This window comes from Sediminibacterium sp., assembly GCF_051861365.1.
In the GTDB taxonomy this organism is placed as follows: domain Bacteria; phylum Bacteroidota; class Bacteroidia; order Chitinophagales; family Chitinophagaceae; genus Sediminibacterium.
In genome coordinates this window covers 137639-158031 of the sequence record NZ_JBHYCW010000004.1, presented here as the reverse complement: position 1 = coordinate 158031, position 20393 = coordinate 137639, and the positions used below count along the sequence as shown (strand labels likewise).

Annotated in this window: 16 protein-coding genes; 1 reads left to right on the top strand and 15 read right to left on the bottom strand. The window is 38.2% G+C overall.

Annotated features, from left to right (window positions below):
* Window positions 1-24 precede the first annotated feature (24 nt).
* The 10 genes from ACTIEV_RS03170 to ACTIEV_RS03125 form a co-directional block, all read right to left on the bottom strand.
* The gene (locus ACTIEV_RS03170) at window positions 25-3252 is read right to left on the bottom strand and encodes an efflux RND transporter permease subunit (protein ID WP_322195660.1); all 3228 of its coding nucleotides are present in this window, start codon (window positions 3250-3252) and stop codon (window positions 25-27) included.
* A gap of 116 nt (window positions 3253-3368) precedes the next feature.
* Window positions 3369-3809 carry an MgtC/SapB family protein gene (locus ACTIEV_RS03165; RefSeq protein ID WP_322195659.1) on the bottom strand — a complete coding sequence of 147 codons (441 nt, stop codon included), beginning with the start codon at window positions 3807-3809 and terminating at the stop codon, window positions 3369-3371.
* Between the two features lie 186 nt (window positions 3810-3995).
* Window positions 3996-4883 carry a hypothetical protein gene (locus ACTIEV_RS03160; protein ID WP_322195658.1) on the bottom strand — a complete coding sequence of 296 codons (888 nt, stop codon included), beginning with the start codon at window positions 4881-4883 and terminating at the stop codon, window positions 3996-3998.
* 93 nt (window positions 4884-4976) lie between these two features.
* Complete coding sequence (locus ACTIEV_RS03155; protein ID WP_322195657.1) at window positions 4977-5405, bottom strand: hypothetical protein; 429 nt, start codon at window positions 5403-5405, stop codon at window positions 4977-4979.
* 40 nt (window positions 5406-5445) lie between these two features.
* Entirely contained in the window at window positions 5446-6438 is a 993-nt protein-coding gene (locus ACTIEV_RS03150) for a heavy metal-binding domain-containing protein (RefSeq protein WP_322195656.1), read from the bottom strand.
* Between the two features lie 21 nt (window positions 6439-6459).
* On the bottom strand, window positions 6460-6810 hold the full coding sequence (locus ACTIEV_RS03145) for a heavy metal-binding domain-containing protein (RefSeq protein ID WP_322195655.1): 351 nt from the start codon (window positions 6808-6810) through the stop codon (window positions 6460-6462).
* A gap of 24 nt (window positions 6811-6834) precedes the next feature.
* Window positions 6835-7284, bottom strand: a complete 450-nt coding sequence (locus tag ACTIEV_RS03140; protein WP_322195654.1) for a nuclear transport factor 2 family protein — start codon at window positions 7282-7284, stop codon at window positions 6835-6837.
* A 19-nt stretch (window positions 7285-7303) separates the two neighbouring features.
* Entirely contained in the window at window positions 7304-8983 is a 1680-nt protein-coding gene (locus ACTIEV_RS03135; protein ID WP_439516064.1) for an efflux RND transporter periplasmic adaptor subunit, read from the bottom strand.
* Entirely contained in the window at window positions 8980-10170 is a 1191-nt protein-coding gene (locus tag ACTIEV_RS03130) for a TolC family protein (RefSeq protein ID WP_439516063.1), read from the bottom strand. Before ACTIEV_RS03130 ends, ACTIEV_RS03135 begins: the two co-directional genes overlap by 4 nt.
* A 91-nt stretch (window positions 10171-10261) precedes the next feature.
* On the bottom strand, window positions 10262-10792 hold the full coding sequence (locus tag ACTIEV_RS03125; protein ID WP_439516062.1) for a hypothetical protein: 531 nt from the start codon (window positions 10790-10792) through the stop codon (window positions 10262-10264).
* Window positions 10793-11215: 423 nt separating this feature from the next.
* On the opposite strand from ACTIEV_RS03125, the gene ACTIEV_RS03120 reads away from it, so the two are divergent.
* On the top strand, window positions 11216-13417 hold the full coding sequence (locus tag ACTIEV_RS03120; protein ID WP_439516061.1) for a TonB-dependent receptor family protein: 2202 nt from the start codon (window positions 11216-11218) through the stop codon (window positions 13415-13417).
* 33 nt (window positions 13418-13450) lie between these two features.
* On the opposite strand, the gene ACTIEV_RS03115 is transcribed toward ACTIEV_RS03120, so the two are convergent.
* The 5 genes from ACTIEV_RS03115 to ACTIEV_RS03095 all read right to left on the bottom strand — a co-directional run bounded on the left by ACTIEV_RS03115 (window position 13451) and on the right by ACTIEV_RS03095 (window position 20386).
* Entirely contained in the window at window positions 13451-14698 is a 1248-nt protein-coding gene (locus ACTIEV_RS03115) for a hypothetical protein (RefSeq protein WP_439516060.1), read from the bottom strand.
* Window positions 14699-14735: 37 nt separating this feature from the next.
* Entirely contained in the window at window positions 14736-15833 is a 1098-nt protein-coding gene (locus ACTIEV_RS03110) for a sterol desaturase family protein (RefSeq protein WP_439516059.1), read from the bottom strand.
* 208 nt (window positions 15834-16041) lie between these two features.
* The gene (locus ACTIEV_RS03105; RefSeq protein WP_439516058.1) at window positions 16042-16791 is read right to left on the bottom strand and encodes a helix-turn-helix transcriptional regulator; all 750 of its coding nucleotides are present in this window, start codon (window positions 16789-16791) and stop codon (window positions 16042-16044) included.
* Window positions 16792-17831: 1040 nt separating this feature from the next.
* Window positions 17832-19028, bottom strand: coding sequence for an efflux RND transporter periplasmic adaptor subunit (locus tag ACTIEV_RS03100; RefSeq protein WP_322195647.1), 1197 nt, complete (start codon window positions 19026-19028; stop codon window positions 17832-17834).
* 2 nt (window positions 19029-19030) lie between these two features.
* Window positions 19031-20386 carry an efflux RND transporter periplasmic adaptor subunit gene (locus tag ACTIEV_RS03095; RefSeq protein WP_439516057.1) on the bottom strand — a complete coding sequence of 452 codons (1356 nt, stop codon included), beginning with the start codon at window positions 20384-20386 and terminating at the stop codon, window positions 19031-19033.
* Window positions 20387-20393: the final 7 nt, after the last annotated feature.

Below are 20393 nucleotides of genomic sequence, written 5' to 3'. Positions count from 1 at the left end.
AAGGGGCTTACCCATGTATCACTGTTATTCCATATCTTTTTTATTCTGTTCAGCTATATATTTATCCAATGCTTTTTTGCCAAACTGCTTAAATACCACAGGTGTTACAATCATATCTAACAGGGTAGAGCTGATTAAACCACCGAGTATAACCGTAGCAACGGGATATAATATTTCTTTTCCCGGTGCACTGGCATCCAATGTAAGCGGTATTAGTGCCAATGCTGCAACTAAAGCAGTCATCAACACCGGAACTAATCTTTCGAGTGAACCACGGATAATCATTTTATCACTGAAAGTTTCACCTTCATGTTGCACCAAATGAATATAGTGGCTTATCATCATAATACCGTTCCTCGATGCTATACCTGTAAGTGTAATAAAGCCGACCATAGTAGCAATAGAAAAGACGCCGCCGGTAAGTAATACGGCCACAACACTTCCTATTAATGCCAGTGGAACGTTAAGCATAATTTGCAGCGTAATGCGGCTTGATTTGAAATGGCTGTATAGTACAAGGAAGATACCAGCAATAGAAAAAATGCTGAGAATAGTAATAAGCTTTGAAGCGGATTGCTGGCTTTCAAACTGGCCGCCCCATTGCAGGAAATAACCCTGCGGCAGTTGTAATTGTTCATTCACCTTTTGTTGCATTTCTTTTACGGTGCTGCCAAGGTCACGGCCCTGCACATTGGCCGAAACCACGATTCGTCTTAATGTGTTTTCGTGGTACACAGAATTAACACCGCTTTCCATTTCAATTTGTGCAATTTGTTTTAGAGGAATTAATGAACCATCTGATGTGGCGATTTGTGTATTTCCGATTTCGTCAAGATTATTTCTTACACTGTCTGAGGTTCTCAAAACAATATCAAAAGTTTTCTGTCCGTCTAATACCTGGGTACTTATTTTACCGTTGTAAAATATTTCAATATCCTCGGCTACTTTACCTACCTGCAATCCGTATCGCTGTACAGCCGCCCGGTCTATTTTTATACTTAGCTGTGGCACTAATACCTGCTTTTCAACCTGTACATCCACAGCGCCGGGAACTGCACTAATGATGTCTTTTAACTTTGCAGCATTACTGCGTAAATCAGCTAAATCATTTCCAAAGATTTTGATTGCTATTTGCGCCCGTACACCGGAAAGTAAATGGTCAAGCCGGTGAGAAATGGGTTGCCCTATATTTACCGTTACCCCTTTTAATACAGAAAGTCTTTCTCTTATCTGGGCAAGTATTTTATCCCTGTTACCAATTTTATCGGCTTCTAACGCAACTTCTATTTCAGAATTACTTGGTGGTTCTGCATGTTCGTCCAGTTCGGCCCGGCCGGTTCGGCGGGCAGTAAGTTGTACACCCGGTACTTTTAAAATTTCCTGCTCAGCAATACTACCTGATTTATTGGCCTCCTCCAGTGAAGTACCAGGTGGCAAAGAAAGGTTAATGGTAAAACTTCCTTCATTAAACGGAGGTAAAAATTCTGTTCCAAAAAAAGGAATGATACTCATGGAAGCTACAATCATAGCGATTGCAATACCAATTACTATTTTAGGATGCTTTAATCCTACTTTAAGTAATTTGATGTCCTGCCGTTTTAAGAACTTTACAAAAGTACTGTCATCGTGAGAAGATGCATACAAAGCTTCTTCTTCAATAGTACGGCCATGAGGTTTTTCCTGCTCCGCCTCTTCAAATGTGTGAGTGTGTTTTTTTCTTTTCCAAAAAGCAAGATTGACATGGTCAAGATGCCTTTTTTTACCTAACAGGTAGCTGCACAGAGCCGGTGTAACGGTAAGTGATACGGCCAAAGAAGCAATGATTGAAGTGATATATGCTATACCCAACGGGGCAAATATTTTCCCTTCGATGCCTTGTAAATAAAACAACGGGATGAATACGAGTACTACTATGATAGTGGCATAAACAATAGAATTTCTTACTTCGCTGCTGGCTTCATAAATTACTTTCATTAGCGGCCTTGGATTGGGGCTTGTCCAGTTTTCCTTTAATCGCCGGAATACATTTTCAACATCTACAATAGCATCATCTACCAGTTCTCCAATGGCAATAGCAAGTCCCCCAAGTGTAAGCGTATTGATAGATATTCCAAACATTTTAAAAACAATAGCTGTGATGATAAGTGATAAAGGAATTGCGGTGAGTGTAATGATGGTGGTTCTGAAATTAAGCAGGAAGAGAAACAAAATGATAATAACAAGGATAAACCCATCCCTTAATGCTTCTTCCACATTGGTGAGGGAGTTTACAATAAAATGTTTTTGCTGAAATACATCGGTATTAATATGTACATCAGCCGGAACGGATTTTTTTATATCGTCAATTGCTTTAATGATTTCTGATGTGAGTGTAACCGTATTGGCATTCGGCTGTTTTTCTATGCTCAATATAACCGCAGGTTTGCCATTCAGGGAGCCATCACCTCTTTTTATTGGCCCGCCAAATTTTACTTCGGCCAATTGGCTAAGGAGTACAGGTGCTCCGTTCTTATTGGCGACTACTGTATTTGCCAAATCTTCCAATGTGTTTGCCCGTGCAAGATTACGAACCAATACCTCAGAGCCTTTATTGTCATTTACAAAACCACCGGTTGTATTGATGTTGGTAAGTTGCAAAGCATTGTCAACATCACTAACAGATAAATTATACTGCCGTAATTTATCGGGTGAAATTAAAACCTGGTACTGCATCCGTACGCCGCCAATGGGAATTACCTGGGCAATGCCTTTTACACTCATCAGCCTTCTGCGGATAACAAAATCACTCAGCGTTCTCAAATCTGCCGGGGAAGTAGTATCGGAAGAAACGGCTATCATCATAAATTGCCCCATAACTGAACTGATAGGCCCCATTACAGGCACAATCTTATTGGGCAATTGAACTGTTTGTATTTTTTCGGCGGTCAACTGCCTTGCCCGGTAGATGTCGGTGCTCCAGTCAAATTCTACAAATACCAAACCCAACCCGGGAGATGCTACCGACCTTACTACTTCTACTCCCGGCGCCCCATTCAAAGAAGTTTCTACTGGTAATATAACCTGCGCTTCAATTTCTTCCGGCGACATACCATTTGATTCAAGGAAAATAGTTACCCTTGGCCGGTTTAAATCAGGTAATACATCCACCGGCAGGTTTACCAAAGTAAAAACGCCATACACCATTAACAGGGCAGCCATGGCCACTACAAGCAAACGGTTCTTGAGGGAGAAGTATATAAGTTTGTTGAGCATAAAAATTTTGTTTGTTTATCCAATTTTGTGAATCTATGTTTTGCTTTACTATATCTTATTTTGACACTGCATGTTTTTAGATGTTCCTGATACTGTTTATTGCTCATCTCTTTAAGTCATTCAGCAGGTTGTTCATTATTTTTGGTACTTATTTTATCCCACCATTTAAAATATTTCAGTTTCAGCACCAGGTACATTAACAAAGTAGCCGATATGGCTATAATGTACATGTCAAGCGAAACCGCCAATCCAACTGCCGCAATAGACCATACACTTGCTGCTGTTGTGAGCCCCAGCACTTTATTTTCTTCTTTTATAATCATACCTGCGCCAAGAAAACCAACGCCTGTAACGATGTTAGAAATAATCCGTGTGTCTGCAGGTGAAAACAGGTGAACGGATATTAACCCGAACAGACAGGAAGCGAGGGCCACCATAGCATGGGTGCGTATGCCTGCTGTATTGCCCCGGCGTTGCCTTTCGAAGCCGATAAACGCCCCAAGCCCCGTTGCTACTATCAACCTCGGTACAAGCATTATTTCTTCGCTCCAGTTCATAGCTATTTTTAATTAATTAGTATGCAACAGAAATTTGTCATTCACCTGAAACATACGCTTCAATTTTATTGATTACAGTTTCTGCATTACCTCTATATTTTCATATCACCGAAACGTAGCGTTACAATAACCGGTCAGTGTTATAGTTTCACTATCATTTTTTATTTTTTTATTATAATACTTTACTCAATATTTAAAAGGTACACTTCGCATATAGAGGTAAAACCAGAATGCTGATATACCAATAAAAACATTCCAAAGACTATGCGGCTGAAAAAAACTTTTTGGATTGCATATAATTTTATATTTATCAAACTCAAACCAAATGGCAGCTACCATAACTGAAATAACTGAATAAAGAAGATATTGGGAGCCAGGCTTATATTTTTGAGTGATGAAAGTGACAAAGCCGGCAGCTAAAAATAAAAAAAACAATATCATAGCTACGAGAGCTTCTTTCCCATTTGGTATAAACAGGGCAAGTGCAAGAATGACCCCCGTGAAGATCATCAAAAAAAACATTTCAAATTTTTGCCCTTCTGCCATCAGGAGTAATCTTTTTTTTAAAGGCTGCCATTGCCAGATAAAATACATGACCGGAAAAACAGAAAAAGAAAATACGGCCGAATAGTCAAACCAATGGGCTATTCTGACGAGAGAAGCATGATAGAAAGTACTGGCAGCAAAAACATACAACAGTACTATTGCAAAAAGAAGATAGAAAAATTTACTTTCCGTTAAGTTCCCCGGCATATTCCCTTGCCTGCTTTTCCAGGCGCCATTAAAAATGATGATGGCTGTAACAAGATAGACGATGTTGCTAAATGTATTCAATGGTTGCCGGACAGGATTATTCAAATGCACCTGTTCACAAAATGAAGCCGGCACCCTTTTATCTAAATTAAACCCGTTCCAAAAACCGTATAACCCCTGATTTTGATTCAGCCACCAGATTATGAACCCAAAAAGTATAACCACGGAAAACAGCATTACAATAATTTTCCACCCTGAAATTATATCAGGTATGAGTTTCAGGTTTATTCTGGAATTATATTTTTGAGCAGGCTCCAACATTCCGGGTCGTAAATAATTTTTTACGGTAATAAAAAAAACAGTGCCATTGATTATATCATGGCAGGCGGATAGCCTGCCATGATATTTTACAGATTAATGATGATGGTCATGCCCATCTTCTGCGGGCTTGGACTTTGCCGTAAGGTCAAATGACGCTGATGCGGTCTTTCCTCCTGTTGTAAATGTTACAATGGCCTTATTGTACTTTTTAGCTTTATCAAGTGTGTACATAAAGCCTTCATTACCGCTTGGAATTAAGGTGATAGTTGAAGTTTGCCCATCGGCCATTTGAACAACCGCTGTTCCTGTTACACCTGTGTTCTTCATTGCTTTTTCTTTACCATCCAGCAAATAGGCCATTACCATACCATCTTTTACACTTACTTCAATATGAAAATCACCGGCAGACTTAACTGTTCCGCCATGTGGTGAACCATGTTTATGGTCGCCGCCGCCATGTTGTGCAAATGTGGTGAAAGATGCAATCAGCATCACCGCCATCAGAATTGTTATCTTTTTCATTGTTTTAAATTTTAATGTGTATACTTTTTTTGTTTAAAAATTAGTGTTTCATTTCTTTCATGTCCTTACTATTATCGTTCATGTTTTTCATGTTAGCTGCTGTCCCTTCTGCTACATTCATTACAAAATCACTTGTATAAATTTTACCCTTGCTTTGAAATTGTATCCAGCCACGATATACACCGGGTTTTTCAAACGTAGTATGTAAATCGAATTTTCCACCTTCTACGCTTGGGTGTACATGCAAATATTTTTTATCGGCAAGGCTTACTACTACCATGTGGGCTTTTGCTCCAAGGTAATCTTCTAAGGTTGTCACATCTACTTCTTTGCCGTTTAGCATTACTACCCCCTTAATATGCATCGGCATATTGGTTAAAAAATTACCCCCTTCAGGTGTGAGTGAGACAGAAAACCCATCCCCGGTGGTACCGGTTAGTCTATCTGCTCCATACACTTTTGCAGCTGGCACTGTACCTGCTACACTTACATTTAAATAATCAACCGTATGATTGGCACCGCTTGGCTTATAGTCAGCAAACAAAGTGTACTTGCCTGGAGCTGGAAATTTTTCTTTCACTGTGTAAGAACCATCTGCGTTGAGTTCAGGATGTATATGGTCAAACCAACTAAGGTCATCACTAACAACAATGAGGTGTATTTTTTTGGTATGCTCTACATCCAATGGAACCTGCTCAGTAGGTTTATCTTTTATTTTTGGAGTCATGGATAAAGTAACTTCTTCTCCGGGCTTAGGAGATGTCGGGCTATATGTAAACTGCATACTAACATTGTTTGGACCACCAGCATTGTCATTATGCTCCAGTTTCATGCCGCATTTTGGGCAGGTATCGCCTTCTTTGCCTGTTACTTCCGGGTGCATAGGGCAGGCATAAATATGGTCACCACCTTCATGCGACATTTCTGTTTTTGTTGAAGCGTTTTTTTTATCGCCACTGTCATTGCATGCTGCAAAGACCACGACAGAGCTAATAGCGAAAATTGCCATCGTAATTTTTAACACTTGTTTCATTTGCTTTATTTTATTGAATAATTAATTGTGATCATGACCCTTATGATTATCTGTCGAGTTTTTTGCCTTCACTTTGGTCAGGTTCATATTGCATTTAGGACATTTTCCTGCCTTATTGTAAGTTTTATCACCCTCACATTTCATGGGGCACTGGTAAATGGTATCGACCGGTTTTGGCACAGCCTTCAAATTCATATTGCATTTAGGGCATTTACCTGCTTTATCATAGGTCTTATCGCCTTCGCACTTCATCGGGCATTGATAAATAACTGAATCGGCGACTGCAGTTTTATTTTTTGTTGATTGTGCATTTACAGCAGTAAAACTAAAAACTGCTATTGCCAGTGAAAGGATAACGCTGATTTGTTTCATTTTTTCTTTTTTATAATTTGAGATTTATTTTGCTTTCCTAAATGAAGAATGTGTTTGCACAATCTTCCAGCCAGCTTTTGTTTTTCTTAAAACTGAAGTAGCTACTCCCTGACTTTTTATTTCCTTAGCATCTTTAGCAAGAACGATAGTATAGATATACGTTTCCGTTGAAAAAGCATATTCACCTACCATTGTTACATCTACTTTATAATTACTGAAAGTGAAAGATTTGAACGCTTTCAGTTCGGGCCCCAGATGGTGTTCTAGATAATGACCAATTGTGCCTTCATCGCTCGCCTGTTCATACACTTTAGAGTCTTTTACAAAAAGATTCACAACACCGGCGGTGTCTAATTTTTCAATTGCTTTTTTGTAATTGTTCAACACTGCTTTTACAGCTTCATTATCGCCGCTTTGTGCAAAGGTTGCGGTAAAAGTTGCCAGTAGCAGGGACATCATTAATAACTTTTTCATGTTTGTTTGTTTATTTTGGTTATTGATTTAAATACATCATTTTCATTTGATACACATTGGCAGTAACAACTCTTTCGCCGTCTTCAGTACCCTTGGTGACAACGGTAAACTTATCATTGCTTTGCCCTTTCACTATGAAGCTGATACTATACTGTTCAGCTTTATCTTTTATAAAAATGGCCGGCTTACCATTCACATCAGTAATTGCTTCATTAGGTATCACTACCTGCCGGATGACATTATTTCCTGTCATCCGCACATTTATATTCTCACCAATTTTGAACTGCCCTCTTGGATTGATGATTTCAAATACGACTTTCTGAGATTGGTTACCTGTATTTACTGATTGGGCAGTGCTGATCACTTTCAATGTATAAACCAGTGTATCTGTATTTGAAATGGTGGTAAACCCTGTTGCTAGTTTCAATTTTTGAGCGTCACCTGCAAATACCTGGGCTTCCACAAATACCTGATCAAGATTGGTTATTTCAAACAAGGTTTCTCCGCTGTTTACCACAGCACCAATTGCATAATTAAATGTGCCAACAACACCACTAACAGGAGAAGAAAGGCTTATAGTTTTTGTATTACCGGTATTCTTTCCGGTATTGGCATCAAAGAGTGCCTTATTTTTCTGGGCACTTTCTAAACGGGCTTTGGCCTCGGTAATATCTTTCTTTGCGGCAATGTCTGCTATACCCAACAACCTGTCATATTGCGCTTTGGCAGCTTCATATTCTGCATTTACACTGTTACTTTGGGCGTTGATACTAATTTGCGTCCCGGCATCAACTTGTTGCTCTATTACAGCTACCACTTGCCCTTTGCCAACCCGTTGACCGGGAGCTACTCTTAATGAAACGATTTTACCTGATTGCGGCGTTTGTATGACTGCCCGGCCCTGCGGAGCTGCAGTTACTGTTCCTAGTAAAACGGATGATTCATTAAAATCACCTGTGCTAATTTTCTGCGTTTGAATATTAAAAAGGAATTGTGTTTCCTTTTCAATTATAAAGGTGGTGGAAGAGCCACTGCCAGTTTTGCCTGCCGCATCACCATGGTCTTCACCACCATGTGCAGATACCGGATTGTAAGTGGCTGTTGGCAAAAGACAAAAAAGAATAATTGCTCCCGTAATTATTTTCCTGCTGCGACCTCTGGTAACAAAGAACATAACAAGTAAGCCGGTCAGTAAACCAATCAAACCAAAAAACCAATTGCTGCTGTACCAATGAGAATGCGGGGTACTTTCTGTTGTAACCGCTGCAGTCAATTCTTTCCCTATTTCAATATTGTTTAGCTGAATTAAATCAATGCCTGCATGGCTATTGATATTGAGTACAAGATTGTATGCCTTCTTTGCCGGAAATGTGGTTTTCAATTCAAATACGCCCTTATCAATCCTTGTAACAGTAATCTTTATATTAGGATTGTCAGCTACTGTCACTTCCATTATAGCACTGTCGATAGGGCTATTGGTATTGTATTCACTTAAATACAAACGAAGCGATGCTTCCTTGCCTGGTACTATCGGGCTGTACTTTAACAATACTTCATAGACTTCAGAAGCAGCCTCAGAGGAGAAATAACTTGCAGGTGATATAGCTGTTTTTTTAGCATCACCATGGTCTTCGCCGCCATGTGCAAATGTAAATACCGGCAATAGCCCCAATAAAAATTGAATGATTATTCGTTTCATAACTGACCCATTAAATATTTGTGATTGATAACGCTGAGATTATAATTTCGTAGTGCTTCCAGGTATTTCTGGTAAACAGTGTAAGCATCGTTGCTGTTTCTTAGTAAACTGATATAATCAATTTCACCACTCACAAAAAAGCGTTGTGAAGTAGTAATCACCTCCTGTGCTTTTCTTAACCCTGTTTGTTGATAATACTGAACAGACTGCCAATTGGTTCGCATTTCGCTGTTTGTATTAATCGTTTGTGCAGATAAGTCTTGCTGCAATCCCTGCTGTTTGCTTTGAATAACCTGTTGCTCCGTTTTGGCAGCATTGATATTACTTTTATATTGTCCGAACCATAACGGAATAGTTACGCCAACCCTGAAACGATTCAACCATTTCGTATCCCTTTCGCCCTGGTTGAAATAACCAAAAGCCAACCCAGGTAGCGCCTTGCTTTTTTGCAATGCAATATTTTGTTTGGCTACATTCTCCTGCTGCTGTAATATCTGTAGGGCAGGATTTGCAAATAACGCTATGGAATCAGGCACAAGAGATAACTGTACCTGAGAAAGTGAAATAGCAAGTGGCTCTACTGAAATAGGATCTTTAATGCCTGTGAACCATTGCAACTGCGCTTTTAAAGAGGAGGCTCTTACAAGCGACTGTTGATATTGATTATGAATTTCACCATACTGTGTTTCAGCAAATGTTTGCTGCAGATAGTCTATTTGTCCAGCATTAAACTGGCGAATAGCAGATAGCTTTATCTTTTCATAGAGTGTATCCTGTATGTATAATTGTGAGGCTAGCGAATCAGCGTATTGTATTTCTAAGTATAAGACTTTAACTCGATACTTTAACTCTGCTTCTGTTAGTTGCTTTTCTTTTTGCGCCACACCAATTTGCTGCTTTTGCAAACGGTACTGATTACTGTACACGGTGGGGAATTCAAACGACTGCGTAATGCTACCGGTATAAAAGTTACCTGTAGGGCTTTCCCAAAAGAACTCGGGATTAGGAAGATTGATGGCTGATTTCAGTAACTGCTGCTGTTGTTTTACTTGCAGTGATGCAGCTTGGATATTCTTGTTATTAGCCAATGCCTTAGACACAGCTTCATCTTCTGTGAGCACCTGCTGTGCCGATGCCGAAAAACTGATGAAGCCTGTAAGAAAAACGATGATACGATATCTGAACATAAAAATTGATTACGGTAAAACAAATAGCCTCATATTGCAAAACGCAAATGAAGTTGGATGAAGCAAAAAAGCTTCACCTGTTTTACCATAATCAAATCTGGAAACGCTGAATCGCTATGCGTATTTCAGTCGGTGGGGGGTAATAAAAACGAACCTTATAATGGACAGGAAAATCCTTGACAGCCGCTGAGAAATCAATATTAAAATAAGTACTAAGAATTGCCACAAATACCGGCACATTGATACCAGTAGTATTTACGGAAATATTTTTATCCAAATCTTGAAACTCGAGTACTTCATTGGTGCAACATCCGCCATCCTCTTTTGTAAGTAAGTTGTTGCCATCAACGGGAATTAGTGTTGTGGGCTCACTATCATGTTGGTGATTAATGCCATTTTCATGAACATGATTTGTTACTGTTGCTGTTTCCTTTTCATGAACATGGTTTTTCCCATCCTTGTGAATATGCACTTCTGCAGACGCTTCAGTTTGGTTATGATGAGAGGAAGAATTAAAACCCATATCTACACCTATAGCACAGGCAAAACCCACAGCCGTATTTGTCGCAAATACAACCAGCAGGAACAGCGCTTTCAGTTTTATGGATAAACTCCGTTTCATTTATGATGGCTAAAATAAGAGTTTTTAGCGAACCTCTACTCCTTTTAAAGACGAAGATATGGCAGAATGGTTTAGCAAATTTGTAAAATTATAGACAATTTTTATAAAATTTTGCTGCCACTTACAGCTATTCTTGCTTGGCTTTCCCGTTGAAAATGTAGCATTTACGTCAGCTAAACGTGTTTTTACCCCTTTTTTCCTGATAGCCTCACCCCACTCAACTGAAATTACTGAATCACCGAATTACTATCATATAATAACAGCCGCATGATTTTAATAGTACAAGTTAAATGAAAAATAGGTTGCCTGTCTGCTATTTATTGACTAAAACCTAAATATTTCCGCATTGCATAACTCTATTTCCCTTTTACATAAGTGGTATTACACAAAGCATGAGCACTTTTGCAATTCTAAACCATACTTATGAGTAAAAGAGAGCTTGTTTTGTGTTTAATGATATTGGTATTAAATGTAGCTACCGGGCAACCCAAAAAAGGAAAGATTGATACACTACTCATAAAAAGCTTGCCCGATGTGACCGTAGTGGGAAGAAACAGCAAAAGCGATTATCAGCAAATGCCGGAAATTGTTGGCACTAATATTTATGCAGGTAAAAAGAATACACTGATTGTACTGGACAATGTGCAGGGCAATGTAGTAACAAATAACATGCGACAGGTACTGGCAAAAGTGCCCGGAATCCATATCTGGGAAAGCGACCCCAGCGGAATTCAGATTGGTATTGCTGCCCGTGGGTTAAGCCCCAACCGGAGTTGGGAGTTTAATGTGCGTCAAAACGGATATGATATTGCTGCTGATCCCTTTGGCTATCCAGAAGCATATTATAATCCGCAGCTACAGGCTGTGCAACGGATAGAAATTGTAAGGGGACAGGGGTCTTTGCAATATGGCCCACAATTTGGCGGATTGGTAAATTACATTCTCAGAAATGGTAGTGAAATAAACAAACCTTTTGAATTTGAAACACAGCAAACAGTTGGAAGCAATGGCCTATTCAACAGCTATAATGCAATAGGTGGCAAGAAGGGAAAAGTTCATTATTATACATTTTTTGATCATCGTAATGGAGACGGATGGAGAGAAAACAGCCGCTATTTTACCAACGCAGGCTATGGTACTGTAACCTATAATTTTACAACAAAATTTTCATTAACGGCTGAAGTTATGCGTTCGCATATCCGCAGTCAACAACCAGGTGGTTTAACAGATGTACAAATAATGCAGGATGCCCAACAAAGTTTCCGCGGCCGGAATTGGTTTGACATAACCTGGACAACCCCCGCATTAATCGCCAACTATCAAATAAATGAAAACGCCCGGTGGAATACGAAACTATTTAGCACCATTGGTGACAGGAACAGTGTTGGCTTTTTGCAATCCATCAACATAAAAGACAGTATTAACCCTGCATCACTGAACTACAACAACAGGGTAGTGAATCTTGACCAATACAGGAACTATGGAATGGAAAGCCGCATCATCACTGATTACCATCTCGGCAAAATGAAAAATACTTTATCTGCTGGTATCCGTTTATATACCGGCACTACCACCAGGCAGGCCGACGGTAAAGGAACAACAGGTACAGGATATGATGTTACCACAACCGGTAATTATCCCCGTGATATTATTTTTAAGTCCAGAAACACAGCTGCATTTGCAGAAAATATTTTTCGCATCAGCGATAAGTTTTTGATAATACCTGGAATAAGATATGAATGGCTGGAAGGCTCATCTTCCGGACGAAATGGATATACAACAGGGGGTACAGAAATAATCTTACAGAATATTACAAGAGATAGAAGTTTTGTTCTCGCTGGTGTGGGAACAGAGTACCATATTACCAGGTCTACTGAGATATATGCAAATTTTTCCCAGGCTTATCGCCCTATTCAGTTTGCAAATTTGCAAGCTCCACCTACAACCGATGTGGTTGACGCAGATTTGAAAGATGCAAAGGGATACAATATTGATTTAGGCTACCGTGGTAAAGTGAAAGATTTTCTTCAGTTTGATATAAGTGGATTTTACTTACAGTATGATAACCGTGTAGGGACAATTACTGTTAGCGGAACACCTTCATACCGGCTTATTACTAATGTTGGTAGCACTACCAGCAAAGGGTTTGAGGGGTATGTAGAATTTAATCCTTTCAGGGCATTCGGAAAAAGAAAGGATGCAGATTTAATTATTTTTGGGTCTTACGGATATACAGATGCCAAATACAGTGGCAACCACAAAGATGCCAGTACAAAAGGTAAGAAAGTGGAGAATGCACCAACGAATATTTTCCGGGGTGGAATAACAGGCGGTTACAAAGGTTTTTTATTAACTGTACAGATGAGCAATGTAGGAGAAACCTTTAGCGATGCCAATAATACAGTTACACCTTCGGCAAATGGCAACAATGGTTTAATACCGTCTTATACTGTAACTGATTTAACAGCTACATATAAATTTTCAAAAGGGCTAAACCTGAAAGCAGGAACAAATAATTTATTTAACGAAAGATATTTCACCCGCAGAGCAGGTGGTTATCCGGGACCGGGTGCTTTACCGGCTGATGGAAGAACATTCTTTATATCTGTTGGAGCAAAATTTTAAACGAAAAGCGGCAGTAATATTAACTGCCGCTTTTTATACTGCCTTCGCTATTTTCTCCATAATATGATGGCTCTCGCCAAATTTGCACAGTGCATCGCAATGACTACGTAATTCAGAAAAGAGGATATATTTGATTACTACATTGTTTTGCTTAATTGCAGGACGGGAAAGTTGAAGACAAACATCTTTTTCTCTTTTATCAGGCACAATCAGATAGAACACTTCATCACCATCTGCAATTGTATAACTCAAATCTGTCAACCTTAATATGCCTGAATAAATACTGGTACTTTTTTCCACTTCAAAAGCAGCAATGACGTTATTTGTTCCCTTCTGAAACCAAAGAACATCTATTAGTTTGACAGTATTCAATGTATCTTTTTCCAATCGGATATCGGGGAATTGTTGTAAGCTCATAAATGAAAAACTGTTACCACAGTGTGATTTTGATCTGTCGTTAGAAGCGGCAATCACATCATAGCCCAAGGCACTACCTATTTTCAATAAATGATATTGCATCTCCGTATGCAGATTTTCTTCATCCTTTTCCTGCTGCACACTTTCCTGCCTTTTTTCAATTAGTTTTTCCAATTTCTTTCGTTCAGGCTCGGATAAATAGACATCTGTACCCAGTATCAATTTTTGGGTCCCTATTTCAAATAATAGACCAGCAAAAGCGCCTAAATCGGATGACAGTTCTGAACGATACTGGGTATTGGTATCAATCATTACTTCTCTCAGCTTAAGGTATTCACTCCAGCTACCTAATTTCTTTTTGTCTTTGTATAGGAAATTGAACCCATTAATAATAGCAGTGTTAAATGGAGGAATAATGGTTGGGTGAAGAAAATAAAGGATACTCGCAACAGCAGGGCCAAGGCCTTTAATTTTTAAACCATCGAGTCTTATGATTTCTTTAAGAATCTGTTCCTCAGTCTTTGCATTCAAACAACTTTCTAAGAATTGTCCGAATGCCTGTTTATTGTTTTCATTCTCATAAATATCAGGAATCCTCAACTTGGGTTTCCAGTAAAATGGATGGGAAGCTCCTTCAAATACCTGCTTTTGTTCTGTAATGCAGGTAAGCACAAACTCTAACGAAGACCCTTTAAAATCAGCGGGAAATTTTTTACCCTTAATATCATCAATTACCTGCATAACGCCACGACGGATAGAACGAAACGCCTTTAGCCGTTCCTCATTATTGATGAACCAGGTGTTGTATACAGACTGATTATCTTCTTTATATTGCCGTATTAGTAGTGCTAATTTATTGTTCATATGCTGCTTAAAACAGCAAAATACAGTATTTGACCCATTAGTTCACCCTTGTAAGGGTCTTGGTTTTACCAAATAGCCTCATGCCGTGGTAACCCGTAACTATAGCAGTATTTGCATCTTTGAGTTTAATATAACAGCTTGCAGAATGTCCCATATCAGGTAACTGGATTTCGCCACCTTTCCACTCTTTGTCATCAGCATCATATTCCAAATTCCACAATACTCTCCTACCGATTTCATTGTTTTTTGACATATCTTTTACCCAATAGATTTTACCAACGTATTTACCATCTTCTTTAACGACGCTTATCTTTTTACTACCATCCTGAAGCTGCCAATTACCGGTAATAGCATCTGCATCCGTCTGGGAAAATACAATTCCATTTATAAACAGCATAGCTGCAATGAGTAAGATTGTTTTTGAATTTTGCCGAATCTTTTTATTGAAAGGGTAGAGAAATTGTTTCCAGTAGTTTTTGGGAAAGTTCTTTTCTTCAGCAATACCGATAACGCCTAATTCTGTTTGCATTTTCGGACTATCATACGCAGTGTTGAACAGGCGGTCCCAAATGGTAAGCCAGGCTCCGTAGTTAACCTGTGCATCTTTATAATCTGCACGGTGATGCCAGCGGTGCAACTCTGCTACACAAAAGAATTTCTTCAAAATACCTGCTTTGTAATCAAGATTGGTATGCTGCATAAACATATTTACGGCCAGAATTGCCAGCGCCGCCACCACCACCGGTTGCGGAGTACCGATTACAAGGCAAAGAATAATGCCAGGTGTTCCCTCTATTACCTGATGCAATGCATGACGTTTTTCACCATTTAAAAAGTACAATCGCTCCGAACTATGGTGAATAGCATGAAGCTTCCATAAAAATTGGTATTTATGACTCTGCCAGTGTACCAGGAAAAGAAAGAAATCTATTATTGTAAGTGCAATTATAACCTGCATCCAAAATGGCAATTGCATCGGAAACAACGACAAAAAGCTAATACTTTCCGCCAGCCATATAAAAAGAAATTGAGCAATTAGTTTTATACTGTAATTAATGATGTAGTAAGTAAGGTCAAGGTTCCAGTCATTTTTACCACCTACCCAATTCTTTTCATAAGGCATCCATTGTTCCAATACTAAAATTAATATACCTGTAAGAGTAATGACAGGTACAGTTACAAGATATTGGTTGTACCCTGATCGGATTCCATACAAAATAATGGCAGAAGTTGACAACATGATGGCAGGATAAATTCCAAACTGAAATACTTTGTTCATGCAAAACATTTTTAGAGTACAAAAATGCTTTACCTAAAAGTAAAAGACTTGAATAAACCTGCTATTATTTAAGAACTTCTGAAGGCGAAACACCAAACATTTCTGTAAATGTGCGGCTAAGATGGGCTACATCTGAAAACCCCCCGCCATATGCTGCATTGGTAAACGATTGCCCTTTCATTACTTCTTGTAATGCTGCCTGCATCCGGCACCAAAGTATGTATTTACGAAATGGGATACCGGTTTGCTCCTTAAATAAATGGGCAAAGCGGCTTTCAGAAAGATGCACTTTAGAAGCGATATTTGCCAAACTTATTTCTTCATTCAAGTTTGAATAAAGAAACGTTATTGATTGTTTAATTCTTTCATCAATTTGATTAACTGAGTTTTCGCTGCCCGTTAGCTTTTCAACAAGCAAGCCAATTAGACTATGTACATTTTCCTCTTCATTTGATGCTGAATTAAACCAATTGATAAATTCAGTTCTTACAGCATCAATTTCACTACTCAAGTAATGAACCAATCCTTGTTTTTCCAGATGCATGGATGCTTCCAGCCTATGAGTGTAATTCAATTCAGCATCCAAATAAATGAAAATATAAAAATCATCCTTACCGATAAATTGATGTGGCAAGTCGGCAGCTATAATGCTGCAATCACTTTTTTCAAATTCAGTTCCATTTTTTGAAATCAAGAAAGATTTCTGGAATGACATTACAATTTCAAGGGCATGGTGTTCATGCATTTTTGTCAGCACCTGACGACCTATATAGACCGCCATGCCCCCGGAGATATGAAGTTTGAATTTTTGCAAGCCTGCTAAATTTTATCATGAAAAGATGTGTTAGCTTAAACGAATGTTTTGAAACCAGTTACTCTATTAAAATTGAATACTGGTCAAGCTGTGAATATTCCATAGGCAAATAGTTATTGTGCTTGAGTTATACAATTATTTGCCGTTAGTATTATTATTCATTTTGTCTCTTCAATTGTTTACTTGGCGTATTGTTATATTTTTTAGAACTAAGTTAGGACGAAATAATTTTAACCGTTCTTCAATATTAATGAATCATATGTTGTGAACAGATTGTTCATTTCTCTTGTATTGAACAATGATTGGGGAGAGCTTGCTTTTCATCGGTAGTTTTAAACAGTAAAATATATCATTTACAGCAATCCTTTTTCCTTACAAAGAGCGCCTTAAAGATTTTCCAGAAAAATTGCCATATTGATTTTACAGTTGCCATTATAACATAGTTAGTAACATTAGTCCACTCATGTAAATCATTAATAAATCCGCAAGAATGGTAATGGTACTCATGGGTAAATTAAATACAGCACCAAGGCAGGCAGATTTTATTTTCGTTTGTTAAGAACGCTTAATAAAGCTACAACAATGCTTACCATCATTACTACAAAGGTAACGGTATTGGTAAAAATTGGATTGACCCCGGTTAAGAAAGCCAATCATAAAGATAGCTTCTGCATATGAATTGTATATAAATCTGTTTGAATATTTAGATTATTATAGCCCAATTGAACATTTATTAGAGTTCGTTTGATGAAATATCGAAAGAGGGAGGATTATTATTAATAGACTTCGCTTGATTGATTTTTTTTAATGGCATTTTAGTATTAAGCAAGCATTCAAATTTAGGCCAATTAGGAAGACAGTTAGGCACTTGATATCGTTTAGCGGCTAAACGTATTTTACATGTAAAGAAGGAATCATCTCTATTTCGCATATACGATATTTAATACTTATTTTGATACGTATATCTTTTACAAATCGCCATCATTTGGTACGGATAAATTAAAAGAAAGGTTGCTATTGCTTTTTTAAAAATATCAGCTTTACATTTTCATTCCCTCCATTGGATTTGCTCCTTTCTTGAAAATATATTCGCTGTGGAGCAAATAAGCCCCTTTCAATACAACAATATCTCCTTCGCTCAAACCGGATATTATTTCTATACGATCATCACTCTCCAACCCCGTCTGTACCATTACATTTTTAAATGTATTCTTACCAGTCTGTACCCATACAGTTGCCCCTTTGCCGTCTCTTATTACTGCATCAATAGGTAAACTAAGGGACTTGCTTCTAGGACTTTTTAACAATACATAAGCCGGCATACCAGGCTTCAAATAATTACCGGGATTCGGAATAGGAATGCGCACAAGATTAATTCTTGTAGCCTGATTGATTTCAGGATTTACAAATTCAAGTTTCCCTTTTATTTCCTTATTATTAAAATCCGGAAGTTGAACAGTAACCATACTGTTCTCCTGCAGATCAGCTAATTGCGAGCTATATACCTGTGCCTCTACCCATAATGTTGAAAGATCCGCAAGTTTTACAATTGTACCACCTTCCATTACATAATCGCCTTCCCGGATATCAAGCTGGGTAATATAGCCGCCCGCAGTGCTATAGTAGGTAGTTATCGGGCTTGCTTTCCTGGTATCGACCAGCTCACTAATTTGCATTTCGGTCAAACCCCAAAGAAGTAATTTATTTTTCGCACCCTGAATTAACTGATCAAAATCAATAATGGCCTGACTTGAAAACGTATTTTTCTTATCTATTGCAAGTAGGTATTCCTGTTTTGCATTATTCAAATCTTCACTGTACATTTCATAAAGTGGCGACCCTTTTTTGACGTATTCACCAAGGTTCTTGAAATAAAGTTTTTCTACTCTTCCCATAACCCTGGAACTAACAGCATACAGCTTCGATTGATCAAAATTCAATGAAGCAGTTAAAATTAACTGATCATTGATTGTCCCATTTCGGATAGTATCCACTAAAATGTTCCCTAATTGAATCTGCTGTTCACTCAGTTCCAGCTCATCTTGACTTTCGCCCTTTCTTTTTTTTACTGGTGTTAAGTCCATTTTACAAATAGGACATTTACCAGGTTTATACTCAACAACCTGAGGATCCATTGAACAGGTATAATATGTATCAGGATCTATAGGTTCCTTTACTGTATTCTTGCAAGACGAAACGAGTATTATGAATACTAGTATAGAGATGATATACCGCATACTTAGTTTTTTATTTTTATAAAACTTTCACTGTCCATAAGAAATTGAGCATTTGCTGCAACTGAATCTTTCATTGTCAATCCTTTGAGTATCTGTATCTGTTTCTCCAGAACAACCCCTGTAATTACTTTCTTTGCTCTAAAGCCCTCGGCTGTCTTTTGGAAAACCACTTTTTCTAATCCTAATGAGAGCACTGCGTCTTTGGGTAACCAATAATCTTTTATAGTATTTCCAAAGATTACTGCCTGAACCTGACTACCAATAGGTATTCTTAAACTGCTATTATTGAAGCCAACTCTTACAGTCTGGGTCTTACTTTCTTTGCGATAAAATGGCTCAACGAAATCAATGGTAGCTTTAAAGTCTTTCTGCCTAGCTGTTTCAGGAATAATCCTTACAGCATTACCTTTTTTTACAAAGGATTGATTTTCGCCATATATATTTAAGATGGCCCATGCTTTATCGGGATTAAAGACTGTAAACACTGACTGACCTTTCTGTACATACATCCCTTCTTTTAATGCGAGCGCTTCGGTTTGTTGAGAAAAATTTCCCATATTATCATTTGCTATGTTCATTTTATCAACATTGATGGTTTCATGAATATGCCCACTGTAATTACTGATAACCGAAATCGTGAATAAGGGTTTACCCGATTGAATCAACTCCATTACCTGTTTATTGCTCATTCCGAGTAATAAAAGTTTTTCTTTTGCCGCTTCTAATAAAGTCGAATTTTCAGGATCATTCTTTAAGAGAAACAAAAGATTCTGCTGTGCAGTGAGTAATTCAGGACTATAAATATCCATGATACGCTGTCCGTTAGTAACTTTCTGGTATTTATAGCGTACATAAAGTTTTTCGATTCTTCCCGACACCTTGGCAGAAATTCCCCCGATCATTCTTGTATCGTAGGCGATATTACCTAATGCGTTTAGTTCTATTTGCTCACTGCTGAACTCAAGACCAGTAACAGGAATAGACGATATTACCAGTTCATTGGTTGGTTGGAGTAGAGCATTCAATTCAATATTTTCGTCTTTTTTATTATTGTTTTCTTTTTTAATTAAATCCATCCCGCAAATAGGGCAAGCTCCCGGTTGATCTTTAATGATCGAAGGGTGCATGGGGCAGGTATAGGTAGCATTTTTCTCTGGCTGATGATTTTCCTCCATTTTTACCAAATCCATTCCACACTTGATACAGGTACCAGGTTTATCACTAAATATAGAATCCTCTGGCATAGGACAGGTATACGTTTCCTTAGAAACAGCTTGGTGATCACTATGTGTATTTTTATTTTCACAGGCAACCAAAAAGAATACCAGAACTTGTATAAAAAATAATTTCTTCATCATATATACA

What these genes read in the sequence shown, in the direction of transcription:
- ACTIEV_RS03120 (WP_439516061.1), top strand. Translation starts at nt 11,216, where the DNA reads ATGAGTAAAAGAGAGCTTGTTTTGTGTTTAATGATATTGGTATTAAAT.
- ACTIEV_RS03140 (WP_322195654.1), bottom strand. Translation starts at nt 7,284, where the DNA reads ATGAAAAAGTTATTAATGATGTCCCTGCTACTGGCAACTTTTACCGCA.
- ACTIEV_RS03165 (WP_322195659.1), bottom strand. Translation starts at nt 3,809, where the DNA reads ATGAACTGGAGCGAAGAAATAATGCTTGTACCGAGGTTGATAGTAGCA.
- ACTIEV_RS03145 (WP_322195655.1), bottom strand. Translation starts at nt 6,810, where the DNA reads ATGAAACAAATCAGCGTTATCCTTTCACTGGCAATAGCAGTTTTTAGT.
- ACTIEV_RS03115 (WP_439516060.1), bottom strand. Translation starts at nt 14,698, where the DNA reads ATGAACAATAAATTAGCACTACTAATACGGCAATATAAAGAAGATAAT.
- ACTIEV_RS03095 (WP_439516057.1), bottom strand. Translation starts at nt 20,386, where the DNA reads ATGATGAAGAAATTATTTTTTATACAAGTTCTGGTATTCTTTTTGGTT.
- ACTIEV_RS03160 (WP_322195658.1), bottom strand. Translation starts at nt 4,883, where the DNA reads ATGTTGGAGCCTGCTCAAAAATATAATTCCAGAATAAACCTGAAACTC.
- ACTIEV_RS03100 (WP_322195647.1), bottom strand. Translation starts at nt 19,028, where the DNA reads ATGCGGTATATCATCTCTATACTAGTATTCATAATACTCGTTTCGTCT.
- ACTIEV_RS03170 (WP_322195660.1), bottom strand. Translation starts at nt 3,252, where the DNA reads ATGCTCAACAAACTTATATACTTCTCCCTCAAGAACCGTTTGCTTGTA.
- ACTIEV_RS03155 (WP_322195657.1), bottom strand. Translation starts at nt 5,405, where the DNA reads ATGAAAAAGATAACAATTCTGATGGCGGTGATGCTGATTGCATCTTTC.
- ACTIEV_RS03130 (WP_439516063.1), bottom strand. Translation starts at nt 10,170, where the DNA reads ATGTTCAGATATCGTATCATCGTTTTTCTTACAGGCTTCATCAGTTTT.
- ACTIEV_RS03125 (WP_439516062.1), bottom strand. Translation starts at nt 10,792, where the DNA reads ATGAAACGGAGTTTATCCATAAAACTGAAAGCGCTGTTCCTGCTGGTT.
- ACTIEV_RS03135 (WP_439516064.1), bottom strand. Translation starts at nt 8,983, where the DNA reads ATGAAACGAATAATCATTCAATTTTTATTGGGGCTATTGCCGGTATTT.
- ACTIEV_RS03150 (WP_322195656.1), bottom strand. Translation starts at nt 6,438, where the DNA reads ATGAAACAAGTGTTAAAAATTACGATGGCAATTTTCGCTATTAGCTCT.